Genomic DNA, 19,444 nt, shown 5'->3' with positions numbered 1-19,444 from the left:
CATGGCAACTGAAAATTTATTAATCGAATTAGGTACAGAAGAGCTGCCACCAAAATCTTTACGTAAGTTGGCAGAAGCTTTTGCAGAAAATGTTCAAGCAGGTTTAGACAGTGCGGATTTAGCTTACGAACAAGTTAAATGGTTAGCATCTCCTCGTCGTTTAGCGGTGAAAGTAACGGCACTGGCGAGCCAACAACAAGACAAAGTTGTTGAAAAACGTGGCCCTGCTGTACAAGCCGCATTTGATAAAGACGGCAACCCAACCAAAGCTGCTTTAGGTTGGGCGCGTGGGAATGGTATTGAGCTTGAGCAAGCTGGCCGTTTAGAAACTGATAAAGGCGCTTGGCTTGTATATAACGCCGAAGTTAAAGGCCAAGCCGTTGCTGAGTTAATTCCAGATATCGCTGCTAAAGCTTTAGCTAAGTTGCCTATCCCTAAACCAATGCGTTGGGGTGATTCTGATGTGCAATTTATTCGCCCGGTACACACTGCGACTATCTTGTTTGGTGGTCAGTCAATTGATGCTGAATTATTAGGTGTTAAAACTGGCTTAGAGTTACAAGGTCATAGATTCCACTCTAAAGGCCGTGTACAAATTAGCCATGCTGACGAATACGAAGCTGTATTAGAAAAAGCATTTGTAATTGCTGATTTTGAAGCGCGTAAAACACAAATTAAACAACAAGTGGAAGCGAAAGCTGCAGAATTAGGCGGTGTTGCTGACATCGATGAAGACTTACTAGACGAAGTAACAGGTCTGGTTGAATGGCCTGTATTGTTAGTTGCATCCTTTGAAGAAAAATTTCTAGCTGTGCCTGATGAAGCTTTGATTTATACAATGAAAGGCGACCAAAAATACTTCCCTGTATTAAACAAAGATGGTCGTTTAATGAATAACTTTATTTTCATTTCAAACATTGAAAGTAAAGATCCAAGCAAAGTTATCGCAGGTAACGAAAAAGTTGTACGCCCACGTTTAGCGGATGCCGAATTCTTCTTCAATACCGACAAAAAAGTATCGCTTGAAAGTCGTTTAGACAGCTTAAAAACCGTTCTTTTTCAACAAAAATTGGGTACGCTGTTTGATAAGTCTGAGCGTATATCTAAGCTTGCAGCCTTTATTGGCGAAAAAATTGGTGCCGATGCAAAACTAGCTGAACGCGCGGGTTTATTAGCTAAAACCGATTTAATGACCAATATGGTTATGGAATTCCCTGAAGTTCAGGGTGTTATGGGTATGCACTATGCTAACCATGATGGCGAAGATGCAGCTGTTGCTAATGCGTTAAACGAGCAATACCAACCACGTTTTGCTGGTGATGAGTTACCAAAAGCGCCAGTTAGTTGTGCGGTTGCTTTGGGTGATAAATTCGACACTTTAGCTGGTATTTTCGGTATAGGTTTATTACCAAAAGGTGATAAAGACCCATTTGCTTTACGTCGTGCAGCTATTGGTGCATTACGTATTATCGTTGAAAACCAACTAGACTTAGATATTGCTGAAATTACTGCTCATGCGATTAGCTTGTACGGTGACAAACTAACTAGTGATTCAGCGCAAAATGATGTAGTTGAATTTATCTTCGGTCGTTTCCGTGCTTGGTATCAAGACCAAGGTTATGAAGTTGAAATTATTCAAGCTGTGTTAGAACAGCGTCCAACTCAGCCGTTAGATTTTGATTTACGAGTTAAAGCTGTATCTGAATTTAAACAGCTTGAAGCGGCAGAAGCATTAGCTGCTGCGAATAAACGTGTAAGCAATATCTTAGCGAAAAACCCGGCGGATTTACCTGCACAAATCGACTCTGCATTATTGGTTGAAAGCCAAGAGCAGGAACTTTATAAGTTAGTTGCTGCCAAACAAACAGAACTGGCACCTGTATTTGCACAGCGTCAATATAGCCAAGCCTTAGCTGCGCTGGCGACTTTACGTGAAGCTGTTGATGCATTTTTCGATTCTGTGATGGTTATGGCAGAAGATGAACAAACTAAATTAAATCGTTTGTTATTATTGTCACAACTAAGAGACTTATTTTTACAGGTTGCTGATATCTCTGTGCTGCAAAAATAATTGCAGCACGATAACAGTGGTAAACGGATAGAACTATGAATATTATCGCAAAATGTTTGGCTGTTGCTGGCATCACTTTATTGGCCAGCTGTAGCATTACCCCATATCCTGATCAGGTTAAAGTGGATGACCGCTCCGAATATTTATATTTGCGCGGCAATTTTACTTGGTGGGATATTGAAGAACATGCCAAAGTTGAGCGAGTTGAAGGACAAGTTTACAAAGCTAAAGTTGAATTAATCGCTGATGGCCAACCATACGAATTTAAGTTTGCCGATGAAAATTGGAGCTTAGGTGCAAACTGTGGTTATTACGATAAAGCCGATCAGCAAGTGATTATAGGTAAAAAATCCAGCGCAAACTGCAATGCTAAGTTTGAGCCGTTTAAATTTACCCCGAGTGTAACTGCACACTACAACTTTTTTATCGACTTTAGCGATTTGAACTTACCTAAGGTGTGGATTGAACAAGCACCTGAAGAAAATCTGATCCAACAATTAGTGCCTAAATTCTAAGTTACTAAGCTAAATTAGTGCCTAATGGTTTGTTGCTGTTAGGCGCTAGCCTTTCCTATTTGTTTTTAACTCTTCTCCAAGAATTTCGATGCTACATAGTTATTAATGTGCATTGGTTCACTTTACTAATTTAGTATCCTTTGGTTCGACTCGATTAATACCGACACATGTCTCACTTTTTAAGATGTCGACTTGAGCGCTGTTTGACTCTTTCTATAATGCCCGCCAACAAACAGACTCTATTTACACATAATATTCAGAAGGCAACAAAATGAAAAAATTTCTACTAGGTGGCTTATTCACACTTATATTGAGCGCGCCAGCGATGGCAGATAAAGGCAATGTAAAATTTGATCAACATTTAAAGGTTTATAATAAAACTGGTGAAGTGGTGGTTGTAAATATTCAAAAAGGTAAATATCACGATCGTGAAAAGAAATTATCTGTAAATGAGAGCGACAGATTTAAATTTAATGATTTAAAAGAAACTGTAACTGTAGGTTGTGGCCCTGACGGTTGTGATAACGCATTTTTTGATCGCTCTTTTAAATTTTCAGTGCGTAAGAAAGAATCAACCTATTGGAGTAGTTGCTACATTACAATTCATTACAAATCTAATACTGCGCGCAATAAAGTCATCAGCCGCACCAGCTCAGACACTTGTAAATCTTCGGTCGAAATATCTGGTGCCGACGGCAAAACCATAGATGTGAAATTAACTGGTTTTAATATTTAAGCTACTTCTTTAAAGCTTCAATTGGGTCCATTTTGCTCGCTTGATAGGCGGGCAAAATGCCAAAACCTACACCAACCAATAACGCAGTTACCATACCAGTCACAACAATCTGCCAAGATAAAATCGCCTGCCACTGATAATATTCCGCGGCTACTTGGCTGGCCCAAATTCCTAAAATACAACCTATTAGGCCACCAATTAACGACAATAAAATACTTTCAGATAAAAACTGTTTGAGTATGTCATTTTGTGTTGCACCTAAAGCCCGGCATAGACCCACTTCCATCTGGCGGTTGGCTACATTGCTTAACATTATGTTCATGATACCAACGCCGCCCATCAACAAAGTGATAATGGCAACTATAGCTAAAAAGACGTCGAGCAATTCAGTTTGTTGCTGCATTTGTGCAATTAAACGCTCTGGTGTTGAGATATCAAGATCAAGGTTACGGGTATAAATTGCAAAATGGCTTTCAAGCTGCTGTACACAAGCTTCTAACGACACACTTGAGTTGGCTTGTAACAATACGGTCGAAATGAGCGCATTTTTTTCAAAATGCTGAACAAATTGATAAGGGCTAAAAATAGCATCGTTCGGTTCTAAGTTAATTGAGGCTATAGGTTCATGTGGCGCGAGTATGCCAACAACCAGAGCTTTTTTATTCTGAATTTTTAGCCATTTGCCAACCCAATATTTTGCGGGTTGCATATGATCTAAGCCCATTTCACGGATTGTATTTGCCCCTAACACAACATGAGCAGAGCCTTGATCAAATTGGCTTAAAAAGCGCCCAGCTTGCAGTTCAAACGAACCTAAATTAAAAAAGTTGTGGTTTACCCCAAGTAGTTTAGCTCGGTTGCCTTGATTGTTAATGACAGCTGATTCAGACGAAAAAGGCACGGCTAAATCGATACATTCTAATTGCTTAGCAAGATTGGCTGTCAGTTGGCTATCGAGCAGTTGCACTTGCCGCGGTGAGTTATCGTATAAACCTAAGGTGATTACATTGGTTCCTAAAGCGACAAATTGTTTATTTGCTTCTTTGGCAACCATTTGCCCGATAGAGACTAAACTGATTAACGCAGCGACGCCAAATACAATACTGACAATCGCCATTAAGCTGCGCTGTTTTTCGCTCCATAAGCTGCTACAGGCTTGTTTTAGTAAATAGATCATAAGTTATGCAAACTCCCATCTCTGAGTATTTGCGTTTGTTTACAATGTTTGGCCAGTTCGTGATCATGAGTGATCATAATTATGGTTAGGCCAGCTTCATTTAACTGTTTAAACAGCTGCATTATGCCTGCGGCAACTTTAGGATCTAACGCGCCAGTTGGTTCGTCGGCCAATAAAATACTCGGTTGAGTGACAATGGCGCGGGCAATCGCTATACGCTGCTTTTGTCCACCAGATAAAGTGCTAGGTGATACATGCGCTTTGTCGGCTAAACCAACTTGCTCAAGCGCTTTAGTCGCCGCAGCATAGTTTTGTTTGTTCGATTGCCGCCTGTAGGTTAGTGGCAAAACTATGTTGTCCAATACAGACATACGTTCGAGCAAGTTAAAAGATTGGAAGATAAAACCTATATGTTGATTGCGTAACTGGGATAATTCTTGGTCAGACTGCTGTTTGAGAATTTGGCCGTTTAATTGATAGTGGCCTAAATAGTTTTGGTCTAATAAACCTAAAATGTTTAACAAGGTTGATTTACCACTGCCAGACTCACCAATAATCGCCAGCATATCTTGTTTTTTAATGCTTAAGTTTAGCTGGTTTAATACAGTTAAACTGGATGGACCAATTTGGTAGTGCTTAGTTATGTTTTTAAGCTCGATCATTTGCTGGTCCGGCTATCTTTAACATTAACCAAGAGTTGCTCACCCGCGGATAAACCATCTATGACTTCAAGGCCATCGGCCAACACAGTGCGGCTTTCAATCACTCTTTGTTCTAACTTGCCATTGTGGTTAAGCCAAACCACTTTGTCGCCTTTATCCAATTCTATTGCGCTAAATGGCACTACAATTGCGGATTCGTTGAGATAAGTGAGAATTTCGCTTTCTGCTGTCATGCCCAAACGAATATCTTGTTTGTGCTGTTCAGTTAAGTTGTCAACTTCAATGCGAATGGCAAAACTATTGCCCATATCTGATTGTTCGGCACGTGAACTGATATAACGAATTGTCCCGGTAAAAGATAAATAATCAGCTGCTGGAATTGTCACTTGGGCTATTTGTCCCAAACTGATTTTTGATAATTCAGTTTCGCTTACTTTGCCTTGCACACTAATGCCGGTCATTTCCGCTATGGTAAAGAGTTGCTGATTTGCTTGTAATATCGCACCTGGGTGAAAACTAACATCGGCCTTTTTATCCGCTGGGAAAATGTGCCCTTCAGTTGGGCTAACGAGCTTAGATTGATTGAGTTGCTGCTCAAGTTGGGTTTTGCGTTTTGTTGCATTGTCTAAGGTTAGTTTGGCTAAATTAACTTTAATTTCACTGCCTTGTTCGACTATTTTATTTAGCTGGTGGTTGGCAGCATCTAATTGGTCTTGAGCGTTGAGTAAGGCAGTTTGGCCAAATTCGACATCCAGCTGCGAAATAATACCTTTTTCATACAAACTTTGATTATGAAGTGCGTTCCTCTTAGTTTTATCTAAGGTTTGTTGCGCACGTTCAACTTGGCGCTGTGCTTGTTTAACTTCAAAACTGTTTTGCCAATCGGCTAATTGTTCGTAGGCTTTAAGCGCTTGATAATAATCTGACGTTGCTTGGCGCAAAGCGAGGTCAGACAAACCACTTTGCAAACTAATTAATACTTGGCCTTTTTTTACATAGTCGCCAAAAGTGAAATGCACAGCGTCAACTTTAGCTTGTGTCGGCGCTGTTATATTTAACCATTGTTTTGGTTCAACTTTGCCATCTAAATACATAAAGTCACTGACAGTTGTATGCTCTAGGCTGACAAATTGAGCTTTATCTTGTTTTGGCTGGTTAAGTTTAGGCACATGCTGACTGAGCGAAATACTTGCAGATGAATAACTAAAAATGGCAACAATACTGGCTATTACAGTGGCAAGCGAAATAATTGCACCTTTACTCATGCGGTTGAGTTTTGACTGCTGTTTTAAGTCGCTATTGTCGTTTTCAACACTGATATAGGCTTGTTGTAACTCTTTATGTTTTTGTGCCAGTTGTTCCGTTAGGTTGAGTTCCTTTTGGCGCAGCAGCGCATTTTCAATGGCAACAGCGGCAATGCTGGCTAACGCGACTAGCAGTTTTTGGTCGTCTTGATTAAACGTGCCGCTGTTTTTGTTTAAAACCTGAATAACACCTATGCGTTTGTTTTGATGGTTTACTACCGCGGCACATAAAATTGTGTTGGTTTTAAAACCAGTTTTTTTGTCAATCGCCTGATTAAATCTGCTGTCTTGGTAAGCATCTTTTATATTAATTATTTTGCCAGTTTGAAACACTTCGCCAGCAATACCTAAATGATCGGCAAAACGAATTTCATCCACTTGTGCACCAGAAGCAACACCCGACCATAACTCATTAGTTTGTTCATCGGCTAAAAACAAAGTAGCACGCTGCGCATTCATATATTCAGATACTTGCACCATAGTATTGGTGAATAAATCTGCTAGGTGGTTTTGATTGCTATTAATCTGCAATTTTATAATCCCTAATTTGTTTTATATTGGCATTTTGGCTGCGGCTTAAATCTACTTGCCATTTGGTAATGTCTTGGCCGACTAAGTTATCTAATTCGGTTAATAAGTTGAGATAGTTTATTTTCGCGGATAAATAGTCGCGTTGGGCTGAAACTAGCTGATTTTGATAACTGACCAACTGAAAGTTGGATGACAGCCCAGATTGGACTTTCTCTTGTTCTGTTTCTAACTGTAATTGAGTGTAAGTTAAATATTGTTCAGATAGCAGTAACTCTTGCCAGCTCATTTCTATTTTTTTCTTTTGTTCGGCAACATCTAATTCAATATTACGCTCTAATTCTTTGAGCTGATTGGCGCTTTGATAAAGAGATATTTGTGCTTTGTATACTCGATTGTCACTGCTCATATCATCAATTGGAATTTCGAGTTTAAGGGCAACTTGGTAATCACCTTGGTCTAAACCTGAATAATGTTCAAAGCGCTCTCCACTGACCAACTTGTTGTAGCTCATGTCTAAATCAAGTCGCCAATCGGCTTGGTCTTTTGCTTGATATAAATCTAGTTTGGCCAGCTCTAAATCAATTTTGGCTTGTTGATAGTCTGGTCGATTAGCAAAAGCTAAATTGAGTAATTCAACTAAATTAAGTGCTGGTTCGACTGTGGTTAAATCAGCATCTAATTCAAGGCGTGCATCCGCTTGTTTATCTAACCTGAGCAATTGCAGAAAGTCGAGTTTACTGCGCTCATATTGATATTGGCTGCGCTGAAAGCTCAGTTTTTGGTTAGCTTGGTCGGTTAAACTTTCAACCAACACAGAATTGGAGATACGCCCAGCGGCTAATAAAGCTTGGTTATTACTGGCTTTTTCGTTTGCTCTTGCCAACGACAACTCAACAATTTTTAAACTCTGTTGCGCTAATAATAAATTGCGGTACGAAAAAATAACTCGGCTAATTAAGTTGCTTAAATTGCGTCGCATCGACAATTGGTTGAGTATTTCTTGTTGGCGGGCTTGAGTTAAATTGGCCGTTGCGGCTTTTTTACCTGCACCTTTTAATAAAGGTTGTGAATAACTCAAACCGATAGAGTTTTGGTATTGGTCAGCTTGTTGCTCTGCTTGGTATTTGTTTTGATTTAGCGACAAACTCACTTCGCCGCCATATTGATTACGCCAACTTGCGCCAGTTGATAGGGTGTTTTGCACACTATCATATCTTTGTTCATTGTAACTTGAGTTATATCTGCTCTGAGCACCAGCATTATATTGTACGGCAAACTCATCTTCGGCTAATTGTAAATCGAGTTTGTTGGCAATGCGGCTAAGGTATTGGTTTTTTAGTGTGATGTTATTTTCAAGCGCTAGATCTATTGCTTGAGGCAAACTGAGCTTGAGCGTTTGTGCGCCCAAGCTAGTTGAGAAAAGAAGGACTAATGAATAGAGTGAAAAACGCACTTATTGTTTAGCAAGTAAAAACTTCACCAACTCTACGTATTCTTCTTCTGATTTAACACTACCTAATTCGATTTGGTATTTACCATTCACGATAAAAGTAGGCACGCTGCGAATGTTGAAACTTTTTTGCTCTGACTGCATTTGGTTAGCACGGCCTGATGCCATAAAACTATTGTAAGCTGAATCGTATTTAGCTGGCTCTACACCTGCTTTTGAAACCACAATATCACGTACTTCAGCCATGCTAGAAAAACGTTTTTTGTCTTTGTGTAAATGGCCAAATATTGCAGCAATACCTGCATCTTCAGCTTTTAATAATTCAAGCGCGGCTAAGCTTTTGCCTAAACCTTGGGCTACATCTTTGTTATTGCGTGGCATAAAATCGACATGGCTTTTTTTGAACTCTGCGTCTGCTGGTAAATCTTTTTTGATTTTGTCGACAATTGGTTCAAATGCGTAACAGTGCGGACAGTAGAATGAGAAAAATTCTTTTACTTCTGGCTTGGCAGTTGCCGCTTTGGCTAAAACTGTATAGTGAGTACCTTCCTTAAACTGCTGTGCACAAGCGGCTAAAGGTAATAGCGCCAAGGCAAATAATAAAGATGTCAGTTTTTTCATTATAAATTCCTAATTTGGTTCGACTTACTTTGTGTAGTGCTTAAATTTAATGTCGCTAAAATTACCGTATCATAGACCAGACATCAAGCGTAAAGGTTCCTCATCAAGCGCTGCAAGCTGCTCTTTGAAGGCCAAAATTTGTTGTTCCCAATATCTTTGTTCGGCAAACCAGCTAAAACTATGCTGAAAAGCTGGATCTAACCAGCGTTTGGCTATCCAACCCATGTAGTGAAGCATACGCATTGCGCGTAAAGGTTCGATAAGTTTAAGCTGTGCAGGAACAAATTCGCAGAACTCTTCGTAACCTTCTAACATGGTTTCTAGTTGCAACATTTGTTGATTGCGATCGCCTGATAACATCATCCAAATATCTTGTACTGCTGGGCCTGAGCGTGCATCGTCTAAATCAACAAAAAATGGCCCGTCTCGCCATAAAATATTGCCAGCGTGGCAGTCACCATGTAAACGGATATTGTGATAGTTTTGCGCTTGATATTCGCTCGCGCAGCGCGCAACCAGTTGTTCAACTATGGTTTTAAATGGTAGCTCAATGCTGCTTGGCATTAATTCACTGTTGAGTAAAATTTTTTGCGCATCAAATAAATATTGTTGGCAGCTAATTTGTGGTCTGTATTGAAACTTTTGTTGTTGACCAACTTGGTGTATGCGGCCGATAAAACGCCCCATCCATTCTAAATGATCCAAATTGTCATTTTCGAATGAACGACCACCAACACTTGGGTATAGGGTAAAACGATAGCCGCCGAAGTGATGCAAACTTTTGCCATCAATCAGCATAGGCGCAACCATAGGCACTTCAGCATCTGCGAGCTGTTGAGCAAATTCATGTTCTTCGATAATTTGTTGTTCAGTCCAGCGTTGTGGGCGGTAAAACTTAACCACATATCTTTTATTGTCGTCAGCAACAAATTGGTAAACGCGATTTTCGTAGCTATTCAGTGCAATTAAACCCGATTGTGGATAAATCGCCAGCGACTCAATAGCGTCTAAAATTAAGTCTGGGGTTAAGCTGCTAAAAGAAAAATCATCTGACATTTATTAGATCCCGGCCAGCTTAAAACAAACTCGATTGCTGACTTTGGTTGTGCACAATTGTTTGCATTAGTTTATCTGGATAGACATCGTAGCCCAAATGCTTTTTTAACTCGTCTAACCAAAGTTGGGCTAATTGATGCACTTGTGCATTGTCGGCGGTGTGAATAAATAGGTAAGGTGTTTTACCTTGCTCTAACCAAGTTTTGAAGTGTTTTAACCAAGGCTGAATAAAGGGCAAATTGTCTTCAAGTATAGTGCAGCCGATAAAACGCACCATAGGTTTATCAGCTGTGGCAATTAAATGTACTGGCACTTTAGGTTTTTTCTTTTGTGCGTCAATGATTGCTTCTGTGTTGGGTATTTGGCTGTGCACAGGGCGAGAGTCCATTAATACCCGATTGGCTTTGTATTCAATCAATAATTGATTAAATTCTTTTTCGCTTTGTTGTTTATTAAAAAAATCAGGGTGGCGCACTTCAACGGCAAATGGCAACTCAGAGTAAGCTGTTAAAAATTGCGCAAGATCATTTAACTGCTGTGCACTAAAAAACGGCGGTAGTTGCAATAAAATTTGGCCGATTTGATTGTTGTTTATTAGTGGTTCAAAGCGTGTAATAAACTCTGCCATCTCGGAATCTGCATGTTTTAACATCAACTGATGACTAATACTTTGTGGCACTTTGAAACAAAACTTAAACTTGTCACTGACTTGTTCACGCCAACGTTCAACCGTTTGTTGATTTGGCAATGCATAAAAACTGGTATTGCCTTCGACAGTTGAATATATCTGGCTATAAAAACCTAGATGTTGTGTTTGTGCGGTTTTGCTTGGAAAAAAATTGTGTTGCCATTGTGGATGTGTCCACATAGCGCAACCAAGTTGGATTTGAGATTGTGGCAAAACTAGGTTATTTAAAAATCATAGATGCAAAAATTATAACTTTAATACACCCAGACTTCTACACGACGATTGCGCTCTTGCCCTTGAATACTGTCGTTGCTGGCAATCGGTAATATGCTACCAAATCCTAAGCTATCAACCACACTTATGCCCCGAGACGATAAAGCTTGCGCAACTATTTTTGCTTGTTTGAGCGAATTGTTTAGCTTTGTTGTTGCTTCACCTTGATTGTCCGAAAAACCCATCAAAACAACCCGTTTGTTTGGGTGTCGTTCAAAATAGTTAAGTAAACGCAGCAGATCACGTTTGCCTTTGTTATCCAAATTTTCTTCTGTGTAGTCAAAGCGCAAAGTCACAGACAATCTTTGTGCTTTACCCGCATATTTGTTGTAGTTGGCTGGTGCGCCCGTCACTGCATATGTTTCTTCTAAACTAATGTTTTGTGAAACTAAACCTGTGTTTTCGACTATGTTTTGGCCTGCGTCGCTAATGGCAAATGCGGCAAAATCTTTAACTATAGTTGGACTTGATGTTGGCGTGTACAGATATAAACGCCGTGTTAATGCATAATCTTCACTGCTGATGGTAAATAATGTTGGATAAAGCGCATTGGTATGCTGATTTTCATATATGGCTAGCGCTTTATTATGCGATATATAATTAATACCAATAAAACCGACTGCGGCTTCATTGCGCGCAACTTTTTGTGAAAGCTCCGAGCTAGACTCCAATTGAATCGCATTTGCTGCTAGCTCGGCTGCATATTTATCTAATACAAGATGATCAAAAGTGTCTCTAGTGCCTGAATGTGTGTCGCGTGCATATACCTCAATGTTTTGGTTGGCACCACCAACTTGATGCCAATTGGTTATTTGTCCTGAAAATATTTTGGCAACTTGCTCTATGCTTAAACTGTTTATATTGTTGTTTTGATTAACGATAATAGCTAAACCATCCAGCGCAATTATATGCTCGTTCCCTACTTTACTTAAATTGCCGTGAGGATTGAATAAATCGAGCAGTTCTTGTTTTTTTATCCGCCGAGATGACATCACTATCTCAGCGTCATGCTGTTGCAAGGCGTTAAAACCAGTAGTCGAACCATGCGATTCAATAATAATTTGGTAATGGCTTTGTCGAACTTGAAATTTGAGGATTTGGCTAAGTGTTGCTGGGTTTTTTGCCCAAGCTAAATTATAACCACCTTGCGATTTGATAAAGTGTTCAACCAAATTAGGTGCGAGTTTTTCACCTATAGTATTTGAGCCCGCAAGTCGAAACAAAACTTTGCCATCACTGGTGGTTATTGCGTTTGTTGGGCTGTTAAGGTTTTGGTGGCTGGCTGAAGGTGTTTTGTCAGTTGACAGTGTTTGATTTTGTGGCGGTTCAGGGTGAATGATTTGCTCAACGCTTGGTGCTGAGAAAAACCACATAAGTAAAACAATAGTCACAACAGCAACAACGCCGCCAAACCACAGCAGGCGCTTGTCGTGTTTGATAATATTATCTTGCTGGTGACTCATCAATCAAACCTATCTGTATCGACTTGGCTTAAAGAGAGTCAGTTTAAACTGCAAATATGACCGCTGTATGTCCAAGTGGTCAGTTGGATATTATTGGTCTTGGTATACGCCAGATTCAACAAATACACGGGCAAGTTCAACCATTTCAGCTTCGGTATTTTTTTGCTCGTCTTGCCAATCTATACCTATACGCACACCATCACTGCCTAGTTCTTCCAACCAAAAATCAAAATACTCAGCCACTGGAATGCTAGTTGGTTTGTAGTCGGCCCATTCTTCGGTACAAGTGGCTTGCGCGGCTTGTTCGCTGCTCCACACTAATAGCACTTCGGTGTTTTCAAATTCTTGTGAGTCTACAACAACCCAATCTTCTTCAGCAGCGTCAGCTGTTAAGCCCCATAAAGTTTGAGAGTCTTTAACTTTGTTGGCAAATTCTAATAACGCTTGGTGTGTTTCATTCATTTGTTCTATACCTAATAATTGTACTAAATGCAGGTTAAATAACTATTCTTCATAGCATAGCGGATAAAAGGCTGCTTTTATATTTTTTCCTTGGCAATTTAATTGTAAACTTGAGGTTTTTTCTTGGGGCTAAAATTATGGCAGATTTAGGAACTTTATATGTGGTCTCTGCGCCGAGTGGTGCAGGTAAATCAAGTTTAATTAAAGCTTATTTGGCAAACCACAATCAAAATGCCAGTGTTTCAGTGTCGCACACAACACGTGCGCCGCGCCCGGGTGAAGAAAATGCTGTGCATTATCATTTTGTAAATCATGCAGAGTTTGAAAAATTGATTAGCGACGATGCATTTTTTGAATGGGCAGAAGTGTTTGGTAATTATTATGGCACCTCAAAAGCGGCAATCCAGCAGCAGCTTGAGCAAGGTTTTGATGTATTTTTAGACATTGATTGGCAAGGTGCTCGTCAAATTAAAAAACTGCAGCCGTCCGCCAAAACTATCTTTATTGCCCCACCTTCACAAACTGAGTTGTTATCTCGTTTACAAAAACGTGGGCAGGACAGTGACGAAGTAATTGCTAAACGCATGCAAGAAGCACAAAGTGAAATCTCACATTACAATGAGTTTGATTTTATTGTCGTCAATGACGATTTTGAGCAAGCATTGGCTGATTTAACTGCGATTTTACGTGCTCAACGCTGTACTCAGCAAAAACAAGCGAAAAAACATCAGGCTTTATTTAGTGATCTCTTGGCTTAAGCTTGATCATAAAGTAAACTGTTTAGCCTTTTTTTAAATAATTAGCATAGATAGCGGAGTAACTATGGCTCGCGTAACGGTTGAAGATGCGGTTGAACAAGTTGGTAATCGCTTTGATTTAATTTTGGTTGCAGCGCGTCGCGCACGCCAAATTGCCTCAGAAGGCAAAGATCCTTTAGTTGATCCTGATAACGACAAAGCAACAGTTATTGCTTTGCGTGAAATTGAAGAAGGTTTAATTAGCTCAGAGATTATGGACGCGCAAGAGCGTCGAGAAACTCAAGAGCAAGAAGCCGCTGAAATTGCAGCTGTAGCTGCATTTGCTCAAAACAGAGAATAATCTCGCATACCCAAGCCTTTTGGGTATAACCATCCCATTTATTGCCGCCTTGCAATAAATGGGAATGGCTTCAAAAAAATAACTTGCCATTGACGTGTCCGTCGTTCAAATTTGTGGCTAAACTTAAAGTTCGTCTTAATCAAATTTAATGCGTTTTTCTTCAAGTAACTTGGGTGTTTTGTTAAGAACTTTTTTGTGGGAAGGTTAGGTGGATTTATATCAAGACTTAGGTGAGTTAGTTCAAAGTTATTTATCACCAGATGAAGCTGATTTAGTAGCAAAAGCTTTTGTGGTTGCTCGCGATGCCCACGAAGGTCAATTTAGATCAAGCGGCGAGCCTTATATTACCCACCCAGTAGCGGTAACACGCATTCTTGCGCATATGCACTTAGACTATGAAACTTTATGTGCAGCCTTATTACATGACGTGATTGAAGATACCCCATTAACTAAAGATGATTTGGCCGAAACTTTTGGTTCTATCATTGCCGATTTAGTTGAAGGTGTCAGTAAACTCGACAAAATCCACTTCAATACCAAACAAGAAGCGCAAGCGGAAAACTTCCGTAAAATGATTATGGCTATGGTGCAAGATATTCGAGTTATCTTGATTAAACTTGCTGATCGTACCCACAATATGCGCACGCTTGATTCATTGCGTCCTGACAAACGCCGTCGTATTGCCACTGAAACCTTAGAAATTTATGCACCTATTGCGCATAGATTAGGTATTCACGATATCAAAAATGAGCTAGAAAACCTTGGTTTTAAAGCCATGTATCCAATGCGCTATCGTGCTTTGGGCGCAGCGGTTAAATCTGCTCGTGGGCATAGAAAAGACGTTATCGAAAAAATTGGTAATGAAATTCGCAAACGCATTGGCGAAAGTGACATTCAATGCATAGTTAAAGGTCGTGAAAAGCACTTGTATAGCATCTATAAAAAGATGAAAAACAAGGAGCTGATGTTTAACGATGTGATGGATATTTATGCATTTCGTATCATAGTTGAAGATGTGGATACTTGTTACCGCACCTTCGGCATTATGCATAACTTGTTTAAGCCAATTGAAGGGCGATTTAAAGATTATATCGCTATTCCACGTATTAATGGTTATCAATCATTACATACTTCGTTAATTGGCCCGCATGGTATTCCACTCGAAATTCAAATTCGCACCCATGATATGGAGCTAGCTGCCGACAAAGGCATAGCCGCACATTGGGTGTATAAAGCGCCTGAAGACGACGAAGAAGCTACGGAAAAATCGGCTAAAGAGCTAGCCAAAGAACAGAAAAAAGTTGTCAAAATTAACCCGAAAGTTAATAAAGACGCAGAAAACACGCCAGTCGACAAAGAAAAAGAAACTTGGTCGTTTAAAGCTGGTGATGGCAGCACAACTGCACAAGTACGCGCGCAGCGTTGGATGAATAGTTTAGTTGAACTACAACAAAGTGCCGGCAACTCGTTTGAATTTATTGAAAACGTTAAATCAGATTTATTCCCAGAAGAAATTTATTTGTTTACCCCTAAAGGGCGCATCATTGAATTGCCAAAAGGGGCAACACCGGTAGACTTTGCTTTTGCTTTGCATACAGATATAGGTTTTACCTGTGTAGGCGCTACGGTTAACAACAAACCTATGCCGCTCAATCAGCCATTAGAAAGTGGCCAAACTGTCTATATAGTAACCTCAAAAGGTGCGAGGCCAAATGCCAACTGGTTGAACTTTGTCATTACACCTCGGGCACGTTTGCGCATTCGTAACTACTTAAAAAACCTTAAAGGTGAAGAGTCGGTTGATTTAGGTAAACGTTTATTAAAAGTTGCTTTAGGTGATGTTGAACTCAACGATATTCCGGAAGAAAACATTGCAGCGGTCTTAGACGAAACTAAGTTGCAAACCGTTCATCAGTTATTAGCTGAAATTGGCTTAGGCAACTTAATGAGCATAGTGGTTGCACGTAAATTATTAAAACGTGATGACTCAGTTGCTAGCCATGGTGAATCTTATTTGGATAAGAAAATTTCTATCCGTGGTGCTGAAGGTATGTTGGTGACCTTTGCCAAGTGTTGTCGACCTATACCGGGCGATAGCATTATTGGTCATGTCAGCCCAGGTAAAGGCATAGTGGTGCATATAGACAATTGCCATAACGTGCGTGATGCAGTTACCGAGCCTTCTAAATATTTTGATGTCAGCTGGGACAACTCACCGAACGAAGAGTTTGCCTGTGCTTTACGTTTAGAATTACACAATGTTCATGGGGCTTTGGCACGGGTAACAACGGCTATTTCGAAAATGGGTTCGAATATTCAGAGTTTATATTCTGAAGAAAAAGACGATTACATTTATAACGTAGATTTAGTTTTAACAGTAACGGATCGCATTCATTTAGCGCAAGTGATTAAAAAAGTACGCTTAATTGAAGATGTACAAAAAGTCGAACGTTACAAAAGATAACTTACAATTAGACCTTTAAAGAGAAAGAATAATGTCAAAACAAATTATTAGTACAGACAAAGCACCTTCAGCAATTGGTACCTATAGCCAAGCAGTAAAAGTTGGTACAACTGTTTATTTATCTGGGCAAATTCCTTTGGTACCAGAAAGCATGGAGATGATTGACACAGGTTTTGCTGACGAAGCACACCAAGTATTTAAAAACCTAGCAGCAGTGTGTGAAGCGGCTGGTGGTTGTTTAAACGACATGGTTAAAGTAAACATCTTCTTATTAGATTTAGCGAACTTTGCTCAAGTAAATGAAATTATGGCGCAATATTTCTCTAAGCCATATCCAGCGCGTGCAGCAATTGGCATTGCCCAGCTACCAAAAGGTGCACAAATTGAGATTGATGGTGTATTGGAACTTCCAAGCACAAATTAATCTATCTAAGCCAGTAGTTTTTATGCTACTGGCTAAATTTACCAGCTATAAATCCTGCAATAACTATGACCCCAGAAAGACTTGCCCGCATTCAAAGCATGTTCAGCAACCGTCAACCAGACTTGACTGTTTGTATGGAAAATGTGCACAAAACCCATAATTTATCCGCAGTTGTACGCACAGCTGACGCAGTTGGCATTCATGATGTACATGCGATTATGCATATAGATAATCCGTTAAAAACGCGTTTGCGCACAGGTACAGCTAAAGGTACGCAAAATTGGGTCAATGTACATGCGCATGACGATCTGGATGAGGCCTTAGCTGTATTCAAACAGCAGGGAATGCAAATTGTTGCAACTAACTTGTCCGATAGAGCTGTCAGTTACACTGAAATTGACTATACCAAACCGACAGCGCTGATTTTAGGGCAAGAAAAGTACGGGATCTCAGAACGCGCGTTAGCTGCAGCTGATCATCATGTGGTTGTGCCTATGTTGGGCATGGTGCAATCGCTAAATGTTTCCGTTGCCGGGGCGTTAATTCTCTATCAAGCACAACAACAAAGATTAGCTGCCGGTATGTATGGTGGCGAATGTAAGTTGCCAATTGCTGAACAACAAAGGTTGTTGTTTGAGCGTGGTCATCCAATTTTTGCCGAAGCTTGCCGACGTAAAGGTCTACCTTACCCATTAATTAATGAGTTAGGCGAAATTGAAGCAGATGAATTGTGGTGGCAACAAATGCAGATGACGGATGAAGCTTGGCTAGCGAGTCAAGTCGACTAGAAATCTACCAATATGCGTCTAAACTCTTTAGACAGTTCTTAGTGAGAGTGCGCATGAAGCTCAAACCATTAAAAACCCAGCTTAAATATTTGATAGTTGTTTATTTAACGCTGATATTGTTGTGCTTTTCCACCTACTATGTCGCTGTGTCGATATTTGTCAGTAAGTCGTTTGATAGTGCTGAACAAGATTTCAAAGAAACCTCGCACGCGCATTATTTGCATACGGTTGCGACTTTGCAGAAACAAATCGCATTATTAGATGGTTTAAGTGCGTATTTAGATTTAACAACCGAGCCTAATTTATCTGAACTCAAAATCTACTCAGATAAAATTCTTAAACGCCACCCAGAAGTTTATCAAATTCAGTTTGCCCATCTGTTTCCACAACAAGCGTCACAACAAGTTGTTTCTTCTTATCAGCAGCAAAATGTTGCTTTTAAATTAACCAAGTTTGATATGTCGACCGGCATAGTTGAAATTAGCGAAGCGCAGAACTTATATATACCGATCACTTTTACCGCGTCTAGAGACAAATTGGCTTTCAGTCAAATAGGCTTAGATCTGCAATCCATCCCATTTATTTATGAAGTCATAGAACAAAGTTTAGCTTTGGAAAACGCGACTACTTTAAGCACGCCATTTGAAAGTTTTGAAGGTAATCAAGTGGTGGTTATGTTGCAGCAATCGCCCGGTGCTTTAGCCAACCAACAAATTTATTTTGCCTTTTTGATAATAGATACCAATATCTTATTGAATGAAAGTTTGTATCTGCAGCACCCATTTGATATCAATATTTATTTGGGTCATCACAACACTGAGAGCAATTTACTAGTTGCAAAACAGCATAGTGAACAAAGTCGCTTTTTTATTAATGAATATTTACCCTTACCTAAGTTTAAATATTATGAGCAACTGAATTTAGCCAACCGACATGTTACTTTTGAGTTTAGTCATCAAGCCGAACTCACATATACAGATAGCTTAGTGTTGTTGATTTTAACCTTGTTTTTTATCCTGCTATTGGTGTTGTTTAGTTTGATGTTTTTCAACCAGTATAAAAACGAAAAAGAGCGCCATCAGCAAGCACAAAAACTATATCAACTCGCTAACTTTGACTCTGTCACTCAACTCGCCAACCGCAACTACTTTTTTAATACTTTGAGCCATTCACTTAATTTGGCTAGCCGCCATCAAGATACGATTTTGTATTTGTTGTATTTAGATTTAGATGGTTTTAAAGCAATTAACGATACTATTGGTCACGACGCTGGTGACTTTATTTTAAAACAAGTGGCCAATAAGTTGTTACAAACAACACGTGAAGGAGACACAGTTGCTAGACTCGGTGGCGACGAATTTATTATTTTATTGGAGAACCGTAAAAACCATAAAGATATCACTCCGCTGATAAGCCGTATTAGCAATTCGATTAGCAATATAAACCAGTACCGCCAATATCCAATTAAGCTGGGGGTCAGCATTGGTCTTTCTTCTTTCCCAGTGGATGGTGAAACCAGTACGCAATTGGTCAATTTGGCCGATCAGCGCATGTACCAAGATAAACGCAAACGTAAACAAGCAAGCAAAAAACGCCAACAGCAGCCAGTGCTTACACCAAGCACTCAGCCGAATAAATCAAAAGAAATGCATTAGCGCCTT

Annotated in this window: 18 protein-coding genes; 9 read left to right on the top strand and 9 right to left on the bottom strand. The window is 39.8% G+C overall.

Annotation, left to right across the window (positions count from 1 at the left end):
• Window position 1 precedes the first annotated feature (1 nt).
• The 3 genes from glyS to ACMZOO_RS07635 all read left to right on the top strand — a co-directional run bounded on the left by glyS (window position 2) and on the right by ACMZOO_RS07635 (window position 3,322).
• Window positions 2-2,071, top strand: coding sequence for a glycine--tRNA ligase subunit beta (gene glyS / locus ACMZOO_RS07645; RefSeq protein ID WP_440906094.1), 2,070 nt, complete (start codon window positions 2-4; stop codon window positions 2,069-2,071).
• Window positions 2,072-2,106: 35 nt separating this feature from the next.
• The gene (locus ACMZOO_RS07640; protein WP_440906093.1) at window positions 2,107-2,586 is read left to right on the top strand and encodes a hypothetical protein; all 480 of its coding nucleotides are present in this window, start codon (window positions 2,107-2,109) and stop codon (window positions 2,584-2,586) included.
• 271 nt (window positions 2,587-2,857) lie between these two features.
• The gene (locus tag ACMZOO_RS07635) at window positions 2,858-3,322 is read left to right on the top strand and encodes a hypothetical protein (RefSeq protein WP_440906092.1); all 465 of its coding nucleotides are present in this window, start codon (window positions 2,858-2,860) and stop codon (window positions 3,320-3,322) included.
• 1 nt (window position 3,323) lies between these two features.
• Here the strand turns inward: ACMZOO_RS07635 and ACMZOO_RS07630 are convergent, their stop codons facing one another.
• The 9 genes from ACMZOO_RS07630 to ACMZOO_RS07590 form a co-directional block, all read right to left on the bottom strand.
• Window positions 3,324-4,499 (bottom strand): ABC transporter permease, encoded by a 1,176-nt coding sequence (locus tag ACMZOO_RS07630; protein WP_440906091.1) that lies wholly within the window; start codon window positions 4,497-4,499, stop codon window positions 3,324-3,326.
• Window positions 4,496-5,161, bottom strand: coding sequence for an ABC transporter ATP-binding protein (locus ACMZOO_RS07625; RefSeq protein WP_440906090.1), 666 nt, complete (start codon window positions 5,159-5,161; stop codon window positions 4,496-4,498). Before ACMZOO_RS07625 ends, ACMZOO_RS07630 begins: the two co-directional genes overlap by 4 nt.
• Window positions 5,158-6,996 carry a GAF domain-containing protein gene (locus tag ACMZOO_RS07620; RefSeq protein WP_440906089.1) on the bottom strand — a complete coding sequence of 613 codons (1,839 nt, stop codon included), beginning with the start codon at window positions 6,994-6,996 and terminating at the stop codon, window positions 5,158-5,160. The genes ACMZOO_RS07625 and ACMZOO_RS07620 overlap by 4 nt, the downstream gene beginning before the upstream one ends.
• Entirely contained in the window at window positions 6,986-8,449 is a 1,464-nt protein-coding gene (locus ACMZOO_RS07615) for a TolC family protein (RefSeq protein ID WP_440906088.1), read from the bottom strand. Before ACMZOO_RS07615 ends, ACMZOO_RS07620 begins: the two co-directional genes overlap by 11 nt.
• A complete protein-coding gene (locus ACMZOO_RS07610) occupies window positions 8,450-9,067 on the bottom strand; it encodes a thiol:disulfide interchange protein DsbA/DsbL (RefSeq protein WP_016956182.1) in 618 nt (205 codons plus the stop codon).
• Window positions 9,068-9,136: 69 nt separating this feature from the next.
• Window positions 9,137-10,123 (bottom strand): serine/threonine protein kinase, encoded by a 987-nt coding sequence (locus ACMZOO_RS07605; RefSeq protein ID WP_440906087.1) that lies wholly within the window; start codon window positions 10,121-10,123, stop codon window positions 9,137-9,139.
• Between the two features lie 19 nt (window positions 10,124-10,142).
• Entirely contained in the window at window positions 10,143-10,991 is an 849-nt protein-coding gene (locus ACMZOO_RS07600) for a DUF72 domain-containing protein (protein WP_440906086.1), read from the bottom strand.
• Window positions 10,992-11,065: 74 nt separating this feature from the next.
• On the bottom strand, window positions 11,066-12,547 hold the full coding sequence (locus ACMZOO_RS07595) for a substrate-binding domain-containing protein (RefSeq protein ID WP_440906085.1): 1,482 nt from the start codon (window positions 12,545-12,547) through the stop codon (window positions 11,066-11,068).
• 90 nt (window positions 12,548-12,637) lie between these two features.
• Window positions 12,638-13,009, bottom strand: a complete 372-nt coding sequence (locus ACMZOO_RS07590) for a DUF2750 domain-containing protein (protein ID WP_440906084.1) — start codon at window positions 13,007-13,009, stop codon at window positions 12,638-12,640.
• 137 nt (window positions 13,010-13,146) lie between these two features.
• Here ACMZOO_RS07590 and gmk point away from each other — a divergent pair, with 137 nt between their 5' ends.
• The 6 genes from gmk (at window position 13,147) to ACMZOO_RS07560 (ending at window position 19,438) form a co-directional block, all read left to right on the top strand.
• Window positions 13,147-13,767 (top strand): guanylate kinase, encoded by a 621-nt coding sequence (gene gmk, locus ACMZOO_RS07585; RefSeq protein WP_440906083.1) that lies wholly within the window; start codon window positions 13,147-13,149, stop codon window positions 13,765-13,767.
• 64 nt (window positions 13,768-13,831) lie between these two features.
• Window positions 13,832-14,107, top strand: coding sequence for a DNA-directed RNA polymerase subunit omega (gene rpoZ / locus ACMZOO_RS07580; protein WP_440906082.1), 276 nt, complete (start codon window positions 13,832-13,834; stop codon window positions 14,105-14,107).
• Window positions 14,108-14,315: 208 nt separating this feature from the next.
• A complete protein-coding gene (locus ACMZOO_RS07575) occupies window positions 14,316-16,571 on the top strand; it encodes a RelA/SpoT family protein (protein WP_440906081.1) in 2,256 nt (751 codons plus the stop codon).
• 31 nt (window positions 16,572-16,602) lie between these two features.
• A complete protein-coding gene (locus ACMZOO_RS07570) occupies window positions 16,603-16,995 on the top strand; it encodes a RidA family protein (RefSeq protein WP_440906080.1) in 393 nt (130 codons plus the stop codon).
• 65 nt (window positions 16,996-17,060) lie between these two features.
• Complete coding sequence (gene trmH, locus ACMZOO_RS07565; RefSeq protein ID WP_440906079.1) at window positions 17,061-17,783, top strand: tRNA (guanosine(18)-2'-O)-methyltransferase TrmH; 723 nt, start codon at window positions 17,061-17,063, stop codon at window positions 17,781-17,783.
• A 53-nt stretch (window positions 17,784-17,836) separates the two neighbouring features.
• Window positions 17,837-19,438 (top strand): GGDEF domain-containing protein, encoded by a 1,602-nt coding sequence (locus tag ACMZOO_RS07560; protein ID WP_440906078.1) that lies wholly within the window; start codon window positions 17,837-17,839, stop codon window positions 19,436-19,438.
• Window positions 19,439-19,444 lie beyond the last annotated feature (6 nt).

Origin of the sequence: Catenovulum sp. SX2, assembly GCF_052056295.1 — a bacterium.
Taxonomy (GTDB): Bacteria; Pseudomonadota; Gammaproteobacteria; order Enterobacterales; family Alteromonadaceae; genus Catenovulum.
The sequence above is the reverse complement of the archived record's forward strand: the minus strand, read 5'-3'. Positions and strand labels throughout refer to the sequence as shown.

Coding starts and splice junctions, on each gene's coding strand:
- ACMZOO_RS07625 (WP_440906090.1), bottom strand. CDS start 5,161: ATGATCGAGCTTAAAAACATAACTAAGCACTACCAAATTGGTCCATCC.
- ACMZOO_RS07640 (WP_440906093.1), top strand. CDS start 2,107: ATGAATATTATCGCAAAATGTTTGGCTGTTGCTGGCATCACTTTATTG.
- glyS (WP_440906094.1), top strand. CDS start 2: ATGGCAACTGAAAATTTATTAATCGAATTAGGTACAGAAGAGCTGCCA.
- trmH (WP_440906079.1), top strand. CDS start 17,061: ATGACCCCAGAAAGACTTGCCCGCATTCAAAGCATGTTCAGCAACCGT.
- ACMZOO_RS07590 (WP_440906084.1), bottom strand. CDS start 13,009: ATGAATGAAACACACCAAGCGTTATTAGAATTTGCCAACAAAGTTAAA.
- ACMZOO_RS07630 (WP_440906091.1), bottom strand. CDS start 4,499: ATGATCTATTTACTAAAACAAGCCTGTAGCAGCTTATGGAGCGAAAAA.
- ACMZOO_RS07635 (WP_440906092.1), top strand. CDS start 2,858: ATGAAAAAATTTCTACTAGGTGGCTTATTCACACTTATATTGAGCGCG.
- ACMZOO_RS07570 (WP_440906080.1), top strand. CDS start 16,603: ATGTCAAAACAAATTATTAGTACAGACAAAGCACCTTCAGCAATTGGT.
- gmk (WP_440906083.1), top strand. CDS start 13,147: ATGGCAGATTTAGGAACTTTATATGTGGTCTCTGCGCCGAGTGGTGCA.
- ACMZOO_RS07560 (WP_440906078.1), top strand. CDS start 17,837: ATGAAGCTCAAACCATTAAAAACCCAGCTTAAATATTTGATAGTTGTT.
- ACMZOO_RS07610 (WP_016956182.1), bottom strand. CDS start 9,067: ATGAAAAAACTGACATCTTTATTATTTGCCTTGGCGCTATTACCTTTA.
- ACMZOO_RS07600 (WP_440906086.1), bottom strand. CDS start 10,991: ATGTGGACACATCCACAATGGCAACACAATTTTTTTCCAAGCAAAACC.
- rpoZ (WP_440906082.1), top strand. CDS start 13,832: ATGGCTCGCGTAACGGTTGAAGATGCGGTTGAACAAGTTGGTAATCGC.
- ACMZOO_RS07595 (WP_440906085.1), bottom strand. CDS start 12,547: ATGAGTCACCAGCAAGATAATATTATCAAACACGACAAGCGCCTGCTG.
- ACMZOO_RS07605 (WP_440906087.1), bottom strand. CDS start 10,123: ATGTCAGATGATTTTTCTTTTAGCAGCTTAACCCCAGACTTAATTTTA.